This window comes from Streptomyces sp. CNP082 (assembly GCF_059570535.1).
Map to the genome: position 1 here is coordinate 1 of NZ_JCANSZ010000045.1, position 17,642 is coordinate 17,642.

General features: G+C 71.2%; 17 protein-coding genes. 7 read left to right on the forward strand and 10 right to left on the reverse strand.

All coding sequences use genetic code 11. The features are described from left to right. Positions 1-102 precede the first annotated feature (102 nt). Positions 103-270 carry a DUF8730 family Cys-rich protein gene (locus tag B124_RS27970; RefSeq protein WP_496505757.1) on the forward strand — a complete coding sequence of 56 codons (168 nt, stop codon included), beginning with the start codon at positions 103-105 and terminating at the stop codon, positions 268-270. Positions 271-330: 60 nt separating this feature from the next. On the opposite strand, the gene B124_RS27975 is transcribed toward B124_RS27970, so the two are convergent. Genes B124_RS27975 through B124_RS27985 form a run of 3 tightly spaced genes read right to left on the reverse strand, consistent with a single transcriptional unit; the run spans position 331 to position 3,867 of the window. After that, positions 331-579: a hypothetical protein gene (locus tag B124_RS27975; RefSeq protein ID WP_496505758.1), complete on the reverse strand. Its 249-nt coding sequence runs from the start codon at positions 577-579 to the stop codon at positions 331-333. Then, positions 576-935, reverse strand: coding sequence for a hypothetical protein (locus B124_RS27980; RefSeq protein ID WP_496505759.1), 360 nt, complete (start codon positions 933-935; stop codon positions 576-578). The genes B124_RS27975 and B124_RS27980 overlap by 4 nt, the downstream gene beginning before the upstream one ends. A 46-nt stretch (positions 936-981) precedes the next feature. Next, positions 982-3,867 (reverse strand): AfsR/SARP family transcriptional regulator, encoded by a 2,886-nt coding sequence (locus B124_RS27985; RefSeq protein ID WP_496505760.1) that lies wholly within the window; start codon positions 3,865-3,867, stop codon positions 982-984. Positions 3,868-3,912: 45 nt separating this feature from the next. Here B124_RS27985 and B124_RS27990 point away from each other — a divergent pair, with 45 nt between their 5' ends. From B124_RS27990 to B124_RS28005, 4 genes are all read left to right on the forward strand, one after another. Then, positions 3,913-4,050 carry a hypothetical protein gene (locus B124_RS27990; RefSeq protein ID WP_496505761.1) on the forward strand — a complete coding sequence of 46 codons (138 nt, stop codon included), beginning with the start codon at positions 3,913-3,915 and terminating at the stop codon, positions 4,048-4,050. Positions 4,051-4,124: 74 nt separating this feature from the next. Beyond that, positions 4,125-5,273 (forward strand): HesA/MoeB/ThiF family protein, encoded by a 1,149-nt coding sequence (locus B124_RS27995; protein WP_496505762.1) that lies wholly within the window; start codon positions 4,125-4,127, stop codon positions 5,271-5,273. 185 nt (positions 5,274-5,458) lie between these two features. Next, entirely contained in the window at positions 5,459-6,289 is an 831-nt protein-coding gene (locus B124_RS28000) for a hypothetical protein (protein WP_496505763.1), read from the forward strand. A 455-nt stretch (positions 6,290-6,744) separates the two neighbouring features. Continuing rightward, the gene (locus B124_RS28005; protein WP_496505764.1) at positions 6,745-7,560 is read left to right on the forward strand and encodes an endonuclease I family protein; all 816 of its coding nucleotides are present in this window, start codon (positions 6,745-6,747) and stop codon (positions 7,558-7,560) included. 234 nt (positions 7,561-7,794) lie between these two features. Here B124_RS28005 and B124_RS28010 read toward each other — a convergent pair whose 3' ends face one another. Both B124_RS28010 and B124_RS28015 read right to left on the reverse strand, forming a co-directional pair. After that, positions 7,795-7,986: a hypothetical protein gene (locus tag B124_RS28010; RefSeq protein ID WP_496505765.1), complete on the reverse strand. Its 192-nt coding sequence runs from the start codon at positions 7,984-7,986 to the stop codon at positions 7,795-7,797. A gap of 10 nt (positions 7,987-7,996) precedes the next feature. Beyond that, positions 7,997-8,848 carry a helix-turn-helix domain-containing protein gene (locus tag B124_RS28015; protein WP_496505766.1) on the reverse strand — a complete coding sequence of 284 codons (852 nt, stop codon included), beginning with the start codon at positions 8,846-8,848 and terminating at the stop codon, positions 7,997-7,999. A 335-nt stretch (positions 8,849-9,183) separates the two neighbouring features. On the opposite strand from B124_RS28015, the gene B124_RS28020 reads away from it, so the two are divergent. Continuing rightward, positions 9,184-9,792 carry an ATP-binding protein gene (locus B124_RS28020; protein WP_496505767.1) on the forward strand — a complete coding sequence of 203 codons (609 nt, stop codon included), beginning with the start codon at positions 9,184-9,186 and terminating at the stop codon, positions 9,790-9,792. Between the two features lie 350 nt (positions 9,793-10,142). Here B124_RS28020 and B124_RS28025 read toward each other — a convergent pair whose 3' ends face one another. The 5 genes from B124_RS28025 to B124_RS28045 all read right to left on the reverse strand — a co-directional run bounded on the left by B124_RS28025 (position 10,143) and on the right by B124_RS28045 (position 15,509). Continuing rightward, a complete protein-coding gene (locus B124_RS28025) occupies positions 10,143-12,383 on the reverse strand; it encodes an ATP-binding protein (protein ID WP_496505768.1) in 2,241 nt (746 codons plus the stop codon). Between the two features lie 184 nt (positions 12,384-12,567). Next, positions 12,568-13,191 carry a DUF6879 family protein gene (locus B124_RS28030; protein ID WP_496505769.1) on the reverse strand — a complete coding sequence of 208 codons (624 nt, stop codon included), beginning with the start codon at positions 13,189-13,191 and terminating at the stop codon, positions 12,568-12,570. Beyond that, positions 13,184-13,453: a hypothetical protein gene (locus B124_RS28035; RefSeq protein WP_067020178.1), complete on the reverse strand. Its 270-nt coding sequence runs from the start codon at positions 13,451-13,453 to the stop codon at positions 13,184-13,186. The genes B124_RS28030 and B124_RS28035 overlap by 8 nt, the downstream gene beginning before the upstream one ends. A 465-nt stretch (positions 13,454-13,918) precedes the next feature. Continuing rightward, the gene (locus B124_RS28040; RefSeq protein WP_496505770.1) at positions 13,919-14,764 is read right to left on the reverse strand and encodes a S1 family peptidase; all 846 of its coding nucleotides are present in this window, start codon (positions 14,762-14,764) and stop codon (positions 13,919-13,921) included. 616 nt (positions 14,765-15,380) lie between these two features. Continuing rightward, positions 15,381-15,509 (reverse strand): hypothetical protein, encoded by a 129-nt coding sequence (locus B124_RS28045; RefSeq protein WP_496505771.1) that lies wholly within the window; start codon positions 15,507-15,509, stop codon positions 15,381-15,383. Positions 15,510-15,572: 63 nt separating this feature from the next. On the opposite strand from B124_RS28045, the gene B124_RS28050 reads away from it, so the two are divergent. Continuing rightward, positions 15,573-17,621: a bifunctional polysaccharide deacetylase/glycosyltransferase family 2 protein gene (locus tag B124_RS28050; protein ID WP_496505772.1), complete on the forward strand. Its 2,049-nt coding sequence runs from the start codon at positions 15,573-15,575 to the stop codon at positions 17,619-17,621. Positions 17,622-17,642: the final 21 nt, after the last annotated feature.

The window sequence follows — 17,642 nt, forward strand, 5'->3', positions numbered from 1 at the left end:
AAGGTAGGGCGCAACCCATGCAGCCATACCCAGAGCCCCTGGGCCCACCGATCTTACGAATGACCAGTTCGAACCCACGACTTGAAAGGTAGGGCACCACCCATGTGCCAGCGCACCACCTGCCACACCTGCGGCAAGGCCACCTACCGCGGCTGCGGCATGCACGTCGAGCAGGTCCTCGCCGGCGTACCGCAGTCCCAGCGGTGCACCTGCACCAAGGAGGAGGGACAGAGCGAGAGCGTCTGGAAGCGCCTCTTCGGCCGCAAATAAGCCGCACGTAACCCGGGCGGCGACAAGGCCGTGCCCCGCCGGTGGAGCGGGGCACGGCCGTCAGCGCCGGCGGTGACCGAACAGGGCCATGGACTCGTCCAGGCGGATACGCGCCCAGTCGTACTGCGTGCTGTCGGTGTGCCCGCGGTACACCGTCTCGATGACCATGATCAGCATCATGTGAAGGCAGTACAGGCGCCGGCGCACCGGCTGCGCCCCGGTCAGCTCCGGGTGGCCGTATCCGCGCATGAACGGCGCGGGATGGCCGAAGGCGGCCAACTGGGTGCCCGCGAAGCCCGACTCGATCAACGGGTCGCCGAAGAAGGCGCGTTCGTGGTCGGTGACCCCGACGATCCTGCCGTCGCGGACCATGACGTTGCCGGCCCACAGGTCCCACTCGACGAGGCGCGGCTCGTCACCTCGTCAAGGCTGCCGGCGTGTGACCCGCGCTCGTACGTCAGCACCTCCACCCCCGGCGGCGGCGCGATCTTCACCACCACCTCGGCGCCGTCCCGCAGCCGGATGCGGTACGCGACGTTGAACCACCCGTGCCCCAGCTCGGTGGCCCACCCGTCCCCGTCGGGGACCCGGCCGGCGCCGTAGGCGCGCTCGACCATGGCGCGGAGAACGGCGGGGGACTGCCTGTTCTTGGTGATGCTCTCCATGCCCGGGTCCCTTCGTGGTACGCGGTACGCGCGCGTCTGCTCCCGATCAGATCGTGCCGGACTCCGGACGGCCGTCCCGCGAGGCGGGGTTCGCGAGTCGCCGTTCGACGTCCGCCAGCCGGTCGCGTACCTCCGCCGTCTCGCTCGGCGCCAGCCCGACCAGCAGGTGCAGCGCCTGCCGCAGCGTGTCGCGCGCCTCGGTCAGGCGGCCCGCCGCCTCCTGCGCCTCGGCGAGCTGGGGCAGCGTGCCCGCCTGGTACACCCGCTCGTCCCGGCCGGACAGCAGCCGGAGGCACCGGCGGTAGCTGGTGATGGCCTGCTCCGGCTGGCCCAGCCGCAACTGGATGAAGCCCACGCTGTCCAGCGTGGCGGCCTGGCCCACGGTGTCGCCGAGGTCGACGAGGATGTCCAGGGCCTCCTCGCAGCACTCCAACGCGGTCTGCAGGTCGCCCCGTTGCGCGCGGTACCAGCCCAGGTTGTTCAGGGCCAGCGCCACCCCCGGCCGGTGCCCCGCCCCGCGGCACAGCTCCAGCGACCGCTCCGCGTGCCGCTCGGCGTCGGCGGGGCTGCCGTGCTGCCCCTCCAGCACCGCGAGCTGGGTGAGGACCACGGCCTGCCCGACGGCATCGGAGCGGTCCTCGTACAACTGAAGCGCCCGGCGGAGCTCGGCCCCGCCCTCCTCGGCGCGGCGCAGCCGCACCAGCGCCTGGCCGAGGCCGAAGTGGCAGTACGCCCGCGCCGCGGAGTCGGCCAGCCGCTGTGCCGCCGCAAGCCCGGCGCGGTGGACGTCCGCCTGGTCGGACAGGTGTCCCTGCTGGTAGAGGAACGTGCGCAGCACGCGGGCGAGTTGCCAGGTGTGCACGTCCCGGCCGGTACGTGCGCTGCCGGAGACCGCGGCCAGCAGCGTCTGCCGTTCCCGGCGGAACCAGGCCAGGGCCTCGTGCTCGTCGCGCGGCGGGACGACGGTGACGCCGTCCGCCGGCGGCGGCGGGGTGACGGGCAGTTGATGGTGCCGGTTGAGCAACTGGTCGCCGTGGTAGGCGGTGTGCAGCAGGTGGTCGTCGAGGCGGGCCGCCGCCTCGCGCCGCTCCGCCGCCGGCAGCTCGTCGTCCGCCCGCTCCCGCGCGTAGCTCCACAGCAGGTCGTGCCAGGCATAGCGGCCGTACGGGGACTCCTCGACCAGGTGGGCCCGGCTGAGCTCCGTCAGGGTGCGCCGCGCCCGTACCGGCGTCACTCCCGCCAGGCTGGCCGCGGCGGTCAGCGAGATCTCGGGAACCGGGTGCGTCCCCAGCAGCCGGAACAGCCGGGCGGCGTCCGGGCCGAGGCAGCGGTACGACCAGGACAGCACGGTCCGCAGGTCGGTACGGGCGTCCCCGCCGTCGAACGCGTCGAGCCGGGCGGTCGCCTCGTCCGCCCCGCCGAGTTCGGGCAGCATCGCGGACAGCGGCAGGCCGGGGCGGGCCACGGCGCGCGCCGTCACTATCGACAGGGCCAGCGGCAGCCCCGCGCAGTGGGTGATGAGTTCGGCCACCGCCTCCGGTTCCGCCGCGACCGCCTGGTCGCCCAGCCGGCGGGCCATCAGCTCCCGCGCCTGCGCGGGCGGCAGCGAGGCCAGCGGCACCGGGCGCGCCCCCTCGGCGGCCACCAGGCCGATGAGGTCGTGGCGGCTGGTCACCAGCGTCAGGCAGCCGGGCGCGTTCGGCAGCAACGGCCGTACCTGCTCGGCGTCCCGGGCGTTGTCCAGCACGACCAGCATGCGCCGGCCCGCCAGCAGGGTGCGGTAGAGGCCGACCCGCGCCTCGGCGTTGTCCGGCACCCGCTCGCGGGGGACGCCCAGCGCTTCGAGGAAGCCCCGCACCGCGGCGCCGGTCTCCAGCGGCGCCGCCGAGGGGCCGAAGCCGCGCAGGTTGACGTAGAGCTGGCCGTCGGGGAAGTGCTCCTCGCGGGCCGCGGCCCAGTGCACCACCAGGGCCGTCTTGCCGACTCCGCCGGTGCCCGCGATCACCGCGGTCACGGGGGCGGCGGCCCGTGCCTGGTCGCCGGGCGCGGGCAGCAGCCCGTCCAGGGCGGCCAGTTCCTCCTGCCTACCGGTGAAGAAAGCAGTGGCGGGGGGCAGTTGGCGCGGCACGGGCGCCGCTGCCGCCGGGCTCGCCTGTCCGCCGTTGCCGGCCGCGGCCACCGTGGCGTCCTGGAGCACCGCCTGGTGCGCCTGGCGCAGCTCGTGGCCCGGTTCGATGCCCAGCTCCGCCACGAACCGGCGGCGTACCCGCTGGTACATCTCCAGCGCCTCCGCCCGCCGCCCGGAGTGGTGCAGCGACGTCAGCAGCAGCGCCGCCGGGCGCTCCCGCAGGGGGTGCTCGGCGAGCAGCGACGTCAGCTCCGACACCACCTCCTCGTGCCGTCCGGCAGCGGCCCGGAGCGCGGCCAGGTCCTCCACGGCGGCCAGCCGCTCCTCCTCCAGAGCCGGTGCCACCGTGCCCGGCAGCCAGTCGCCGGCGACGTCGGCCAGTGCCGCACCGCGCCACTCGGCGAGCGCCGCGGTCAGCGCCTTCTCGGCCGCCGCGGAGGCGTTCAGCCGACGCGCCTCGCGTACCCCGGTCCGGAAGTGGTGCAGGTCGATCCGCGCCCCGGCCACCCGCAGGCGGTAGCCCCCCGCCGTCGTGACCAGGCCCACCTCCTCGGCGTCCGCCGCCGCCTCGCGCAGCAGCCGCCGTAACGCGGAGATCCGGCCCTGTACGGCGTTGCGCGCGGAGGCCGGCGGCGTTTCGCCCCACAGGGCCCGCTCCAGCCGCGCCACCGGCACCACATGCCCGGCCTCCAGGGTCAGCATGGCCAGCACCGCCCGGTCCTGCGCGGTGTCCGGCCCCAGGCGCCGTCCCCCGGCCCACACGCCCACCGGCCCCAGCACTCGCAGCTCGGCACGTTCCGGCACGCTCGAACACCCCCATTCTGGTCCGGGAGGAGATCAACCTACACGGTGGATCAGCGCCAGATCAGCGTGAAGTCAGCCCGCTGGTACAGCCTTTCGATGCCGAGGGCGGAGGGGAGGTGCCAGACCATGCAGATCAAGGTGCAGAAGGTGGAGCCCGTCAAGGCCACCGTGTTCTACGTGTGAGCCAGAGCCCGGCCACGTCCCCCGCGTGCGCTGCTCCGCCGGGGGGACTCCGCATCGTCATTTGAGGAGAGCCCGTGCGTGTCAACCTCAAGGAATGCCTGTGGGAGTCGGCCGGGGAAGACCTGGTCGTGGTCTTCGACCCGCGTGAGGCCGTCACCCTCCGCGACCCGGACGGCCGGATCGCGGCCCTTCTGACCGAGCTGAACCGGGCGCCGCAGACCCCCGCGGAACTCGTCGCCTCCCTGGGCGCCCGCGGCTTTTCGGTCACCGAGACGGAGGTGCGCGCCGGCCTCGGCGGGCTGAACTCGCTCGGCTTCGTCGAGATCGCCGACTACCACGATCTGGCCGGCCCGGAGGCAGTGGAACGGCAGTTCTCCAACCTCGCCTTCTTCGGCGGCTACGCCTCCCTGGAGCGGTCGCGGAGCGACTACGTCCGCCGGCTGGCGGACGCCCACGTGCTGGTGCTCGGGGTCGGCGGCGGCGGCTCGTCCCTGGTGCAGTGCCTGGCGGGTCTCGGCGTCGGCACCCTGACCCTCCTCGACCACGACCGGGTCGAACGGCGCAACTTCTCCCGCCAGTTCCTCTACCGGCACGACGACATCGGCCGCTCCAAGGTGGACCGCGCCGCCGCATGGGTCGCCGCCTACGACCCCGATATCCGCGTGCACACCGTCGACCGCTGGGTCTCGGGCCCCCGGGACCTGACCGACCTCACCGACGGCGTCACCCTGATCGCCGGCGGTCTCGACGGGCACCCGGACGCCACCCTGTGGGTGAACGAGGCCGCCGTCCGGGCCGGCGTCCCCTACGTCTTCGGCGGTGCCGGGCGCACCCAGATCTCGTACTCCTCCGTGGACCCCGGCGAGAGCCCCTGCCTGGCCTGCGACCGGGCCGGAGACCCGGACGCGGACAGCACCGCGGGCCGGGCCATGCGGCTGACCGCCCGGATGCCCCAGAGCAACCCGCTGATCGCGCCCGTCGCGATGCAGGTCGGCTCCCTCGTCGCCTACGAGGCCCTGCGCTACCTCACCGGCTTCGAACCGCCCCAGGCCGCCGGGTACCGCGTCCAGGTCGACCTGCGCGACGGCCTGACCCCCACCCGGGTCCCCTTCACCCGGGACCCGGACTGCGCCGTGTGCGCCACGGCCCCGCCGCGCACCGCCCGGCCCGGCCGGACCGCCCGCCCCGCCGCTTCGCCGCCGGTGGCGGTCGCCGATGCCTGAGACCGCGGCCGGCACCGTACGGCTGCGCCCGCTCAGCGTGGTGCAGGAGGGCGACGGCGTCGTCGTCGGGGATCCGGAATCCGGCACCTTCGTCACGATGCCCGCCGTCGGCGGCCTGGTGATCGGCGCCCTGCGACGGGGCGCCACCCTCGCTGGGCTTCCCCGACGACGGCGCCGACCGCGGCGTGGAGCGCACCGCGCCCGTCCAGGGCCGCCGCCGGCTGGCCGGCGTCCGCCAGGAGACCGCCCGGCGGTTCTTCGGCCCGACCGCCTGGACCTGCTACGCCCTGTGCGCCGCCGTCGCCGTCGCCGTTCTGGCACTCCGCCCGGCACTGCTGCCCGACCCCTCCGCGGACGCGCTCGTCTTCACCGACACCGGCCTGGGGCGACTGCTGCTGATCCCCCTCGCCCTGCTGGCCGTCGCCGCCCACCAGGCGGGCCACTGGCTGGCCGCCCGCGCCGTGGGCGTCCGCAGCCGTTTCGGCGTCGACCGCCGCATGGTCATGCTGGTCGTCGAGACGGACCTCACCCAGCTGTGGACCGTCGAACGCCGGCTCCGCTACGGGCCCCTGCTGGCGGGCCTGGCCGTCGACGCGGTCCAACTCGCCGCCGCCCTCGTCGCCCGCCTCCTGATCGACACCGGCCACTGGAGCCCGCCCACCACCGCCGACGAACTGCTGGCCGCCTGGATACTGATCAAGACCGGCCAGATCCTCTGGCAGTGCATGGTCTTCCTGCGGACCGACCTCTACGCGGTCCTGGTCAACGCCCTGGGCTGCCGCGACCTGTGGCGGGTGAAGTCACTGCCGCTCCGCCGCGCCCTCGGCAGGCTGACGCCGCGGCAGACGGCGGAACTGGCCGAAGCCGCCCCCGCGGACATACGCGCCGGCCGGTGGTTCCGCTGGGTGTGGCTGGCGGGCTTCGCCGGGTGGCCGCCTGGTTCGTACTCCTGGTGCTGCCTGCCCTGGCGGAGGTGGCCCGCTGGACGGCAGACGGCCTGGCGGAGGGCCCCCTGACCGGCACGTTCTGGTACCGCGCAGCGTGCGCGGCCCTGCTGGCGATCCCGGTAGCCCTGCCCGCGGCCCTCGCCGCCCGCCAGACGGCAGCGGCCCTCCGGCCACGGCACACGTAGCCGCCTACGGCGCGACACCGGGGGCCGCACACCGCCGGACCGGCGGGCCGACGGTAAGCCTCGGCCCCGCGCGGCTACAGCAGGTGGCCGGGCAGATGCCCTGCACTGTGGAGTGAAGCCACCACCGCGGTACGACGCCCGGTTGCTCGCCGACCACCAGTCCTGCCGGACACCGCGACCACACGGGAAATCGGTCTACGCGCGGCCACCTGCGGAGACGCTCTTGAAGCCAACTGCGCCTGCTGTCACTCTCGTTGGAGGTCCGGCACCCGGCCGGCCCACGTGCCGTGCCCCCCACACCCGGCAGCGGCAGGTGAACTCCCGGAGAGAGGTCCTTCCGTGGACACGTCCCGAATACCGCGCACCGCGCTGATCTCCGCCGTGGCTCTGGCCGCGACGGCCACCGGTACGCTGCCCTCCCTCGCGGCAACGCCCTCCGAACCCGCAACGTCCTCCGTCACGGCGTACGACGACACGTACTACGAGGACGCGCTCGGCAAGGAGGGCGCCCAGCTCAAGAGCGCCCTGCACACGATCATCAGCGACCAGACCAAGATCTCGTACGACCAGGTCTGGGACGCACTCATGGAGACCGACGAGGACCCGGAGAACCCGGACAACGTCATCCTCCTCTACAGCGGTTACTCGCAGAGCAAGGACTCCCACGGCGGCGACGCCGACGACTGGAACCGCGAGCACGTCTGGGCCAAGAGCCACGGCGACTTCGGTACGTCGACCGGTCCGGGCACCGACGTGCACCACCTGCGCCCCACAGACGTGACGGTCAACAGCGCCCGCGGGAACAAGGACTTCGACTACGGTGGCAGCCCGGTCGACCAGGCCCCCGAAAGCCTCACCGACGACGACTCCTTCGAGCCCCGCGACGAGGTCAAGGGCGACGTTGCCCGCATGATCCTCTACATGGCCGTCCGCTACGACGGCGACGACGGCTTCGCCGACCTGGAGCCCAACGACCAGGTCGACAACGGCTCGGCGCCCGCCATCGGCAAGCTCTCGGTCCTCAAGGAGTGGAACGAGCAGGATCCGCCGAGCGATTTCGAGAGGAACCGCAACCAGGTGATCTTCGACCAGATCCAGCACAACCGGAACCCGTTCATCGATCACCCGGAGTGGGTCGACTCGATCTGGCCGTAACGTTCCTCCAAGCCGTGACCGTGAGGCAGCGGGCTGACCCCGGCGGCAGGTGCGGCTGCCGGGGCCAGTGGGCGCGGCCCAGGAGGCGGAGTGCGTAAGCGGGGTACCGGTCTGGTCGCACACGGCGGTGGGGCGGGGCGCCATCCCCGATCAGGTGACTCTGCGCGAGCACGTGAGCGGTGAAGCTTGTACCGGTAGCCCGGCGCGGGGTTGGGTACGTGCCGCCTCGGGCGGTTACAGGAGGTGGTCGGCTTTGCCTGCCTTGATGTCCTGGATAAGGGTGCGCAGGGCTTCGCGGGTGTCGGTGAGGTAGGTGTCCTCCTGGCCCGCTACGGCTACATAGGCGTTGCCGTCAGCGTCGGTCCCGATGCGGAAGCAGTTGTTTCCCTCTCCGCAGAAGGGGGCTTCCCACTTGATGTCTGTCACGGTCGAATCCTTACAGGTCGTTGAGGATGGCGTGGAAGAAGTCTCTTGACGCATTGGCGGGAAGGCTCATCTTGTCCATCCACTCCAAATGGGCTCGATACTTCGAGAGTTGCAGGTCCGCATGCATGAACTCGGGGCTGTGCGCCGAGTCGAGCTGCGCCGTGTCGAGTTGCGGCACGGGCCCCTCCGCATAGAGCAGCGCGTGCCCGGCTCCTGGGAAGCTTCCCAGCTCAACGGGAACGACACGCACGACGACGTTTCGTCGCTCGCTCAATTCGAGTAGCGCGTTGAGCTGGCCCCTGCTCGTGTCCCGTCCCCCGAACAGCATGCGCAACGCGGCCTCGTGCACGTATGCCACGTACGGCACCGGCTCGTCCCGGTTCAGAACGCGCTGTCGGTCCATGCGATGAGCGACGCGCAACTCGACTTCGAGGCGTGACAGAGCGGGGAGAACCGCCGCGAAGACACTCCGTGCGTAGTCCTCGGTCTGGAGCAGCCCAGGCACGTGGACGGTCTGGATCGTTTGGATGCGAGCCGCGTGCCACTCCAGCTCAACGATGTCCAGCAGGCCGGGCGAGATCCTCCCCCTGTACTCGTCCCACCAGCGGTCCTGGGAAGGCTGGATCATGTCCGTGAGCGCGGACAGGTACTGCTCGTCTGCACATGCGCAGTGTGTCGCCAGCGTCCGCAGGCGGTCAGGGCTGATGTTGCGGGTGCCTGTCTCGATGTTCGAGATCTTCCCTCGATCGACTCCCAACAGGCCCGCGGCGTACTCGGCGGTGACGCCTGCCTCCGTGCGCATCTTCTTGATCTCTGCGCCAAGCCTGCGTTGCCGCTGCGTAGGTGTGGTGCGTGGCGCCATCGATCGCCTTCCTCTTCAGGGCGTGTCCCAGTCTGCCGGGTGCGGCCACCGTAATCCATTGGTGGCTAAGTGCCTTGGAGAGTATGGCATATGGGCCACCCGTTGCCCTACCGTAAGTGATGCGACGCTCACGCAAGGCGCATGAGAAGAGCATCGCGCGAGCCTGCCCATGTCCTCCTGCCCTGGGAGGGGTGTGTTCGCGCCAGGGAGACGAGCCACTGCCTCGCCGCGTCGCCCAACTGCCCTGTGCCGCACGGCACCTACCCCCACAACTCATCCCGTGCCGTCAACGACACGCCCCCGTACCGGTGTTCACACCACTGAATGGAGTCGTCATGCCCGAAAACGCATCTCCCACCCGTACTCCCGCAGGGCCACCGCGATCCAGCCTGCCCGCCTACACACTCGGCTCCCCGTACACGCTCCAGTCCGCACCGGCGATCACCCACTGCCCGCCGCCGCCCCCCGACCTCCGCGAGCCCTCCGCCGCCCACTTCGTCTACGGGCTGACCCTCCCCTCCGCCACCGGAACACCGGTGATCGCACACGAAGCGGCGGTAGCCGTCCTCGGCGTACACGGGGTCGAAGACGGACTCATCGAGCCGGCACTCGGTCTCGTCCACGAACTCACCGTCCACGCCTGCCGCTTCACCGGCGCGGGGGGGATGGTCCACCTCGTACTCCGCCGCGACGACGGCGGTGCCTTCCAGGCGGTGGCGTACGACACGCACACCCCGCACCTCAACACCCGTCTCGCCGCCCGGTGCGCCGAGCGCCGCCGGGTGTCCCTCGACGCGGTCCGCGAACTCGCGGAAACCCACGGCGGGGAGAGCGGCTTCGCCGCCTCCTATCCGCCCGCCGCGGGCGTGTGCACCTGGGCCACGGTCGCGTACAGCACGCAGGCCCCTGCGGCGTTGGACGCCGTTCGCGAGGAGATCGCCTGACTGGCCACAGGGCGAGGGCAGCATTGTTGGTGTCCGGGGCTGAAGGAGCGCTCGACGTCCGTCGGAGCCTGCACCCGCCCCGGTCGCCGCACTCGATCGGCTGCTTCCTGCTCGTGCCGCGACGATGGCCTGGTGGTCGGGAGACGGGCTCCGGTTACCTCGAATGGAGTCCGTCCTATCCGATCTCGGCGGAGGGCAGGAGAACGAAGTGCGTTCACGGCAGATGCGATGGGGGCCGCGAGGAGGAACGCGGTGAACCGAAGAGGGCCTCCTCCACCTGAGCCCGGCGTTCCTCGAACGCTAGATCTCCGTCGTGCTTGGTGGCGTCAATGGCCACATCAGCGACGGTGTCAACCGGCAGCACGGGTCAGCAACGCTTCCAGGCGGGAGCGGATGGACGTGGCCCGGGGGTCGATATACGGGGTCAGGCGGGTCAGAGCCTCGATCCAGTGGCCACGGGCAGTCTCGGGGTCCTCCGGGTGAACGGCTGCGGCCAGGTGGTCGAGTTCCAGGGCGAGCTGCCAGGTGTCCCCCAGGTCGCGGTGAACGGCCGCGGCCTGGCGGTGGAAGGTGGCGGCCTCGCCGTGGCGGTCCATCGCGGCATACGTCTGGCCCGTGCCACGCCAGGCCAGGGCCTCGCGGCTGCGGTCGCCAAGGCGTCGGTGGAGCATGGCGGAGCGCTGGTAGGAGGTCAGGGCGTCGCCGTGCTGGGCGGCGGTGCGCTGGATGTCGCCGAGGGTGAGAAGCCAGAAGCCTTCCCGGGTGTGGTCGCGGAGGGCGAGCGCGATGTCGAGAGCCTCGTCGATGGATCGCCGGGCAGCATCCGTGTCGCCCTCTTCGAGTCGCAGGGCGGCTGCGATCCGAAGAAGGTTGCCTTCACCGCCACGATTGGCCAGGGCCCGGTGCGCGGCAAGCGCCTCGTCGATGACTGAGGCGGCTTCAGGCAGGCGGCCGGCGCTCAGGCGAGTGCTGGCGATGTTGGACAGTGCGGTGGCGGCTCGTTGAGCATTTCCCAGGCCTCGGAAGACGGACATGGCCTGCCCGAAATGCGCGTCCGCCAGGTCGAGTTCGCGCTGTCGTAGATGGATCAGGCCCATGAGGTTGAGGGCTTGGGCCTCGTCGAACCGGCTCTGCGAACTGCGAGCCAACGTGACGGCTCGCTTCAAAGCGTCCAGGCCTTTGGAGAAATTGTTCAGAGCCCTGTGCGCGATGCCCGTGTTGATGAGCAGCCGTGTCTGCGTTCTCTGGTCCTCTCGTCTTGTCGCTGCCTCCAGTCCGATTCGGCCCAGCTCCAGCCAGTCCCGCTCCGACGAGGAGGCGGGACGTGCGAACCACAGGACGGTGGCCAACTGCCAAGCCGTCTCGTCCATTCCGTTTCGGGCGGCGTCGCGCACGGCGGGGAGGAAGTTGCCCTGCTCCCGTTCGGACCAGTCGACGGCGGCGTTGTAGTCGGTGAAGACGAGGGGCGTGACTTCCGGCAACGGTTCAGGCAGTGGCAGGTGGTCCTCTGATGGATAAAGCCACGTCTGGGCGGCGTCGGCGGTGTGCAGGTACCAGCTGAGGACGCGTCGTCGTGCAGCTTGCCTTTGGTCGTACGACTCCTCCGCCTGCGCCAGGTCGGTGGCGTACGCGCGTAAGAGGTCGTGGAACTGGAACCGGTCCGGAGCGGTCTGCTCCAGCAGGTGGGCCCCGACCAGATCGTCGAGTAGCTGGCGTGTTCGGCTGGGTGTGACGTCACCGAGGGCGGCGGCAGCGGGGAGGCTGAACGCCGCTCCGGGGTGCAGGCCGAGGAGGCGGAAGAGGCGGGCCGAGTGCGTGGGGAGAGCGCGGTAGGACCAGGTGAAGACCGAACGGATGGCCTCGGCCTCGTCATCGATGCCGGTGCTGAGGGCGTCCCAGAGGGCGGACTCGTCACGCAGATCGCTGATGAGATCGTCAAGTCGCATGTGCGGGTGGCTGGCGGCCCGTTCCGCGGCGATTCGCAGGGCCAGCGGCAGACGGGCGCACAGGCGCGCTAGTTCTGCCAGTTTGTCGCCGTCTTCCTCGGGTCGGTAGCCCCTTGTAACCGCGCGCAGCAGAGCGACCGCCTCCGGCTCAGGAAGCGTGCCAAGGGTGATCCTCTGGGCGCCGTCACGCACCGAGAGACCCGCCAGGCGACTGCGGCTGGTGACCACGACGAGGCTGTCTCCTCCACCGGGGAGCAGCGGCCGGACCTGGCTGACCGTGGCCGCATTGTCCAGGAGGATCAGGACCCGGCGGTCGGCGATCAGTGAGCGGTACATTGCTGCTGCGTCGTCGACGTCCTGGGGTACCTCGGCCGCGGCCACGCCCAGGGCCCGCAGGAAGCGCTGAAGTGCCTGCGCGGCTGTGACCGGTTCTCCGGGATCGTACCCGCGGAGGTTGACGAAGAGCTGGCCGTCGGGGAACTGGTCCTTGACCCGGTGCGCCCAGTGCAGGACCAGCGAGGTTTTGCCCGCGCCCGCCGTGCCGGCCACCACGTGAACGGAGACGACGACGCGCCCGCCGTTTCGGTCGGCAAGCACCGCGTTCAGCTGTCCCAGTTCGTCGGAGCGGTTGACGAAGGTGCCCACGTCGGCTGGGAGCTGGCGTGGGACGGGCCCCGATGGCCCCGAGGCGGCGACGTGGTGGAAGTGGATGTCACCGGTGACGCTCCCGGCCTGTACGACATCGCGAGATGACCCGGAGAGGTCGTTCTGCGAGTCTCCGGGTCGCGCCTGTTGCCCTCTGTAGGCACGTCGATCGATGCGCCCTCCGTCAGGCCGCGGGCGGCGGAGGCAGGTCGGCCACGGCACGGTCGAAGTACGCCTGGACGTCCTCCGCAGCCGCGTACAGTTCCCGGAGATACTCCGCCCAGTTCCTCACGGTGCTGGGATCTGTGAAGCGAATCGCCCCGTCCGGTTGACCGGCAGCGGTGTACAGCACACGGTAGAGAACCCGATTGTTCAGAAGGTTCAACTCCGGCAGCAGCACATTGCCCTCCGCGGCAGCGACCGCGGAAGCAGGCAGGACGCGAACGGAATGCCCGCATTCCGCGCTCAGTCGTAGCCAGTGCAGCTCCCACTGCAGGTACGGCGTCAGCGGCTCCTCAACCACACGAATACGATGAAAGACCGCCCTGCGCGACACTTCATCCCTGGCCTTTCGAACCAAGGCGTCACGGTCGGCCTTGAACAGCCGTAACACTGCTGGCCAGTCCCCCTGACGCAGCGCCTCCCGGCTGTCGTCGTTCGTCTCCTCGAAGTGCTGCAACCGCTCCAGTTTCCAGGACTCCCCATCGCGGATCGCGGCGCGCCGCTGCCGGAAGTCCAGCTTGTAGTCCTGGCGTGTGAGCCGCTCACCCAGCTCGTCCGGGAGTCCAGGAGCGAGGAGATCAAGCATCGGGAATGTCCACCTTCGCCGCACTCAGCATGTTGCCCGGGATGACGACCAACCGCTCGTCCGGCCCCAGGTTCACCTCGCTCGGCAGGCGCGACCGGTAGTGCGCGGTGAGATCGCGGCCGATCACGGCAACGTCACCGTTGCTCAGCTGCCAGATGTCCGGGCACTCGTCGTCGTCCTTGGAGTTGCCCAGCTCCGCCGCCGACTTACCGAGGCGCTTGACGAATAACGCAGACGGATCGGCTTCCCACGCGCGGGCCACGACTGCCTCCCGTATCCACAACATCACTGACAGTGTCCTCAACGATACCGGGCACGCCTGGATGCGTACATCAGGGAAACCGCCAGTCCACGCAGTACTCCCCCAGCGGACGCGCGGACGTCCTGAGCTACCGCTCGATACCGCGCGGGTGATCCGAGTCACACAGATAGTGGGACGCAACCCCCTGCGTCGACGGCATCCGAACCCCGTGACTGCGTTCGAGCTGATCAGGCGCGGGAGAAAGGAGCTGGAACGGCTGATGTGAAATTGACAGCCCCGGGCGGCGGCCGTCCTCGACATGCACGGGATCGAGATGTCTGGATGAGGGTGCGAAGCGCTTCGCAGGTCCGTGAGGTAGGTGTCCTCCTCTATGCACCTGGGCCACGGTCGCGTACAACGCGGCCCTGGGCGAGGTCCCCGCCCAGGGCCGCGTTCCGGTCAGGCCGGACAGTCACAGGAGGACCGTCACAGGAGGCTGACGCCGTAGGCGCCGAGTGCTTCCTTCACGGGCTGGTAGAAGGTCGTGCCGCCCGAGCGGCAGTCGCCGCTGCCGCCGGAGGTGATGCCCAGGCCCTTGCTGCCGTCGTAGAGCGGGCCGCCGGAGTCGCCGGGCTCGGCGCAGACGGTGGTCTGGATCATGTCGCGGACGGTGCCGCCGCCCTGGTAGCGCACCGTCACGTCGAGCGCGGTCACCGTGCCGTTGTGGGTGCCGGTGGTGGAGCCCCGGCGGGTGACGGACTCGCCCACGAAGGCGTCGGCGGCGGTGAAGCCGCCCGGGTGGCTGAGGGAGGTGTTGTCGTAGCGGACCAGGGCGTAGTCGTTGCCCGGGAAGCTGTAGCCGGTGGTGGGGCCGATCAGCGTGTTGTGTGCCTGGTCGGTGTACCAGGTGTCGGCGACCTTGCCGCAGTGGCCGGCGGTGAGGAAGTAGTAGGTGTTCCCGCTGACCGCGTTGAAGCCCAGCGAGCAGCGGTAGTTTCCGCCGTAGATGGCGTCGCCGGCGGACAGCAGTGGCCGGAACACGCCGTTGGTGCGTTCGATGGTGACGGTGCTGCCGTAGTCGGCTGCGGCGTTCTTCAGCTTGGCGAGTTCGGCCGCCGAGACGGTGGAGTCCACGGTGACCTGCAGGCCCCCGGTGGCGTCCTTGCCCCAGGCGGTGCCTTCGACGTTCGTGGCGGCGATGGCCGCGGCAGCGGCGGTCGCGTTGGCCGGATCCGGTGCCGCCTGTGCGGCGGGGTGTGCGATTGCCATGGCCAGCAATCCCGTGGTGATTGCGGTGGCCGCCCGGGTCAGGGCCGTGCGCTTGAGCCTCAACTCTGCCTCCTCAGGCATCAGTACGGGCTCGCGCCCCGCGGTCTGGCCGGTGGGCCCGGCCGCGTGGAGGGTAGGGACACGAAAGCGGCAGCGGTCAGGGCGGCGAGGTCGTCGTGTTCCTGACAAACTCCCAAAGGGGAGTATCCGGCTCCGGCCGGACGGCGGCAAGATGTGACGCTAAGCGGTCTCGTGACGCTGAAGGGGTGGGAGGCCCGCGGTGGTGCGGCTTCCGTCATCCGAGAGGACCCCGCTGAGGTAGCACCATGAGTCGCCGTACAAGAGCCGCCGGGCGCGGAGGCCCTGTGCCGCCCCCGCGCCGGAGGGCTGGGTCCCCGGAGCATGCTGCGGGCACGCAGGTCTTCGTGGCCGACAACGGCCGGCGCCGGCGGCTGGTCCGGTACGGGATGGCCGCGGCCGGTCTCGCCTGCGCGGGCTATCTGGTGGTGCTGGTGGCCGGTCTCTTCGGGGCGGGTCCCGGCGGCGGGGCGCCGTGGGTGCGTAAAGGGTCCGGGGAAGGGCGGCCCGCCGCCTCCCCGGCACCCGTGGAATCCGGCAGGGCGGCGCCCTCGGCGGCGCCGGCGACCCCGCAGGACGACACCCCGTCGCGTACCGCCTCTCAGCCGTCCGCTTCCGACAGCACCGAGGAGCCGTCCCCGACCGCCGGCAGCACGGCCTCTCCCGGCAGCGGCCCGGCCGCCACCGATGCGGAAACGTTGGTGCCCGGCGCCACGCGGAGGGCCGGCACCGGCGGAGGCGGAGCCGGTAACCGGACCGATCATCCGGTGGGCACGGGCGGCGGTGGCGGTCATTGAGCCGGCACGCGCGACGGCGTGATCCGCGAGCGCACTGGTTCCTGCTGCTGCTGACGCTGACCGTGTGCGCCGCCGCGCTGCTTTTCGAGGGCTTCACCTACCACCAGATCGGCGCCGCCACGCTCCCCGCACAGCGCTGCACCTCCCCCGCCCCCCAGGAGGTCAGGGACGGCGGACCGGTGTTCCGCATCACGGGAGGCAGGGCCGAGTCGGCGGCTCCGCAGGGCGACGTCACCGCCCTGACCTTCGACGGCGGGCCGGATCCGGTCCAGACCCCGCGGCTGCTGGACCTGCTGCGCGCGCACAAGGCCCAGGCCACCTTCTTCGTCACGGGCGCGGAGGCCGCCAAGCACCCCGGCCTCGTCGACCGCATCCGCGCGGAGGGCCACGAGCTGGGCTCGTACACCTACACCGCCACCGATCTCGGACAGACGGGCACGGTACGCAGCACGCTGGAGCTGTCCCTCTCGCAGAACGTGCTGTCCGGCAGCGCCGGGGTGCACACCAGGCTGCTGCGCCTGCCGCACACCACGACCCCGGAGAAGCTGTGCGCCGCTCAGTGGGAGGCGGCCGAGCGGGCGGGCGGAGACGGGTATCTGATCGTGGCCGCGGGAGACGGCGTCCTGCAGTACGGGCACACCCCGGCCGCGTATACGGACGTGGCCAAGCTGCTTCAGCGGCGCTCCGCGGGTACCGAGTTCACCACCGTCTCCGCGGCGCTGAAGCTGCCGGCCGGGTCCACCGACGCCTCGTTCGCCGCCAAGGTGCGCGGCACCGGGCTGCTGTGGGCGCAGGCCGGTGCGCACGCCTTCGCGGTCGGCATGACGTGGCTGCTGGTGGTGGCAGGGGCGCTGACGGTGCTGCGCATGCTGCTGCTGTTCTCCTTCGCCCGCCGGCATGTGCGCCGCGTACGGCGCGGGCGCCCGTCCCGGCGCGCCGATGAGGTCAATGAACCGGTCACCGTCATCGTCCCCGCCTACAACGAGGAAGCCGGGATCGAGGCGACGCTTCGTTCGCTGCTGGCCTCGACGTATCCGTACATCCAGATCATCGTCGTCGACGACGGGTCCAGCGACCGTACCTACGAGATCGCGAACGCGGTGGCGGCGCGGGACCGGCGGCTGATGGTCATCCGGCAGGAGAACGCGGGCAAGTCCGCGGCGCTGAACACCGGGCTGGGCTGGGCCCACTTCGACCTGGTGGTGATGATCGACGGTGACACGGTCTTCGAACCGGACGCCGTGCACCGGCTCATCCAGCCGTTCGCCGACCCGGCCGTCGGCGCGGTCAGCGGCAACACCAAGGTCGGCAACCGGCGCGGGCTGCTGGGCCGCTGGCAGCACCTGGAGTACGTCATCGGGTTCAACCTCGACCGGCGGATGTTCGACCTCCTGGAGTGCATGCCGACCGTGCCGGGCGCCATCGGCGCCTTCCGCCGCCAGGCGCTGCTCGGCGTCGGCGGACTGAGCGAGGACACCCTCGCCGAGGACACCGACCTGACCATGGCCCTGTGCCGGGCCGGCTGGCGGGTGGTGTACGTGGAGGACGCCATCGCCTGGACGGAGGCCCCCGCCACCGTCAAGCAGTTGTGGAAGCAGCGCTACCGGTGGTGCTACGGGACGCTGCAGGCGATGTGGAAGCACCGCCGCGCCTTCGTCGAACGCGGAGCGGCGGGCCGGTTCGGCCGGCGGGGCCTGAGCTATCTGTGGGTCTTCCAGACCCTGCTGCCCCTGCTCGCGCCGATCGTCGACCTGTACGCCGTCTACGGGCTGTGCTTCCAGGACGCCGGGCAGGCGCTGCAGGTCTGGCTGGGCTTCACGGCCGTTCAGCTCGTCGCGGCCGTCTACGCGCTGCGGCTGGACCGGGAGCGCCTGGGCGCGCTGTGGACGCTGCCGCTGCAGTTGTTCGTCTACCGGCAGTTGATGTACCTCGTCGTGATCCAGTCGGTGTTCACCGCGCTGCTCGGCGCCCGGCTGGGCTGGCACCGCATGCAGCGCACCGGCACCGCCGGCGACACGCTGCGCCGCGGCGCCCCGGTGGGCTGAACCGGGAAGACCCCGGTGATC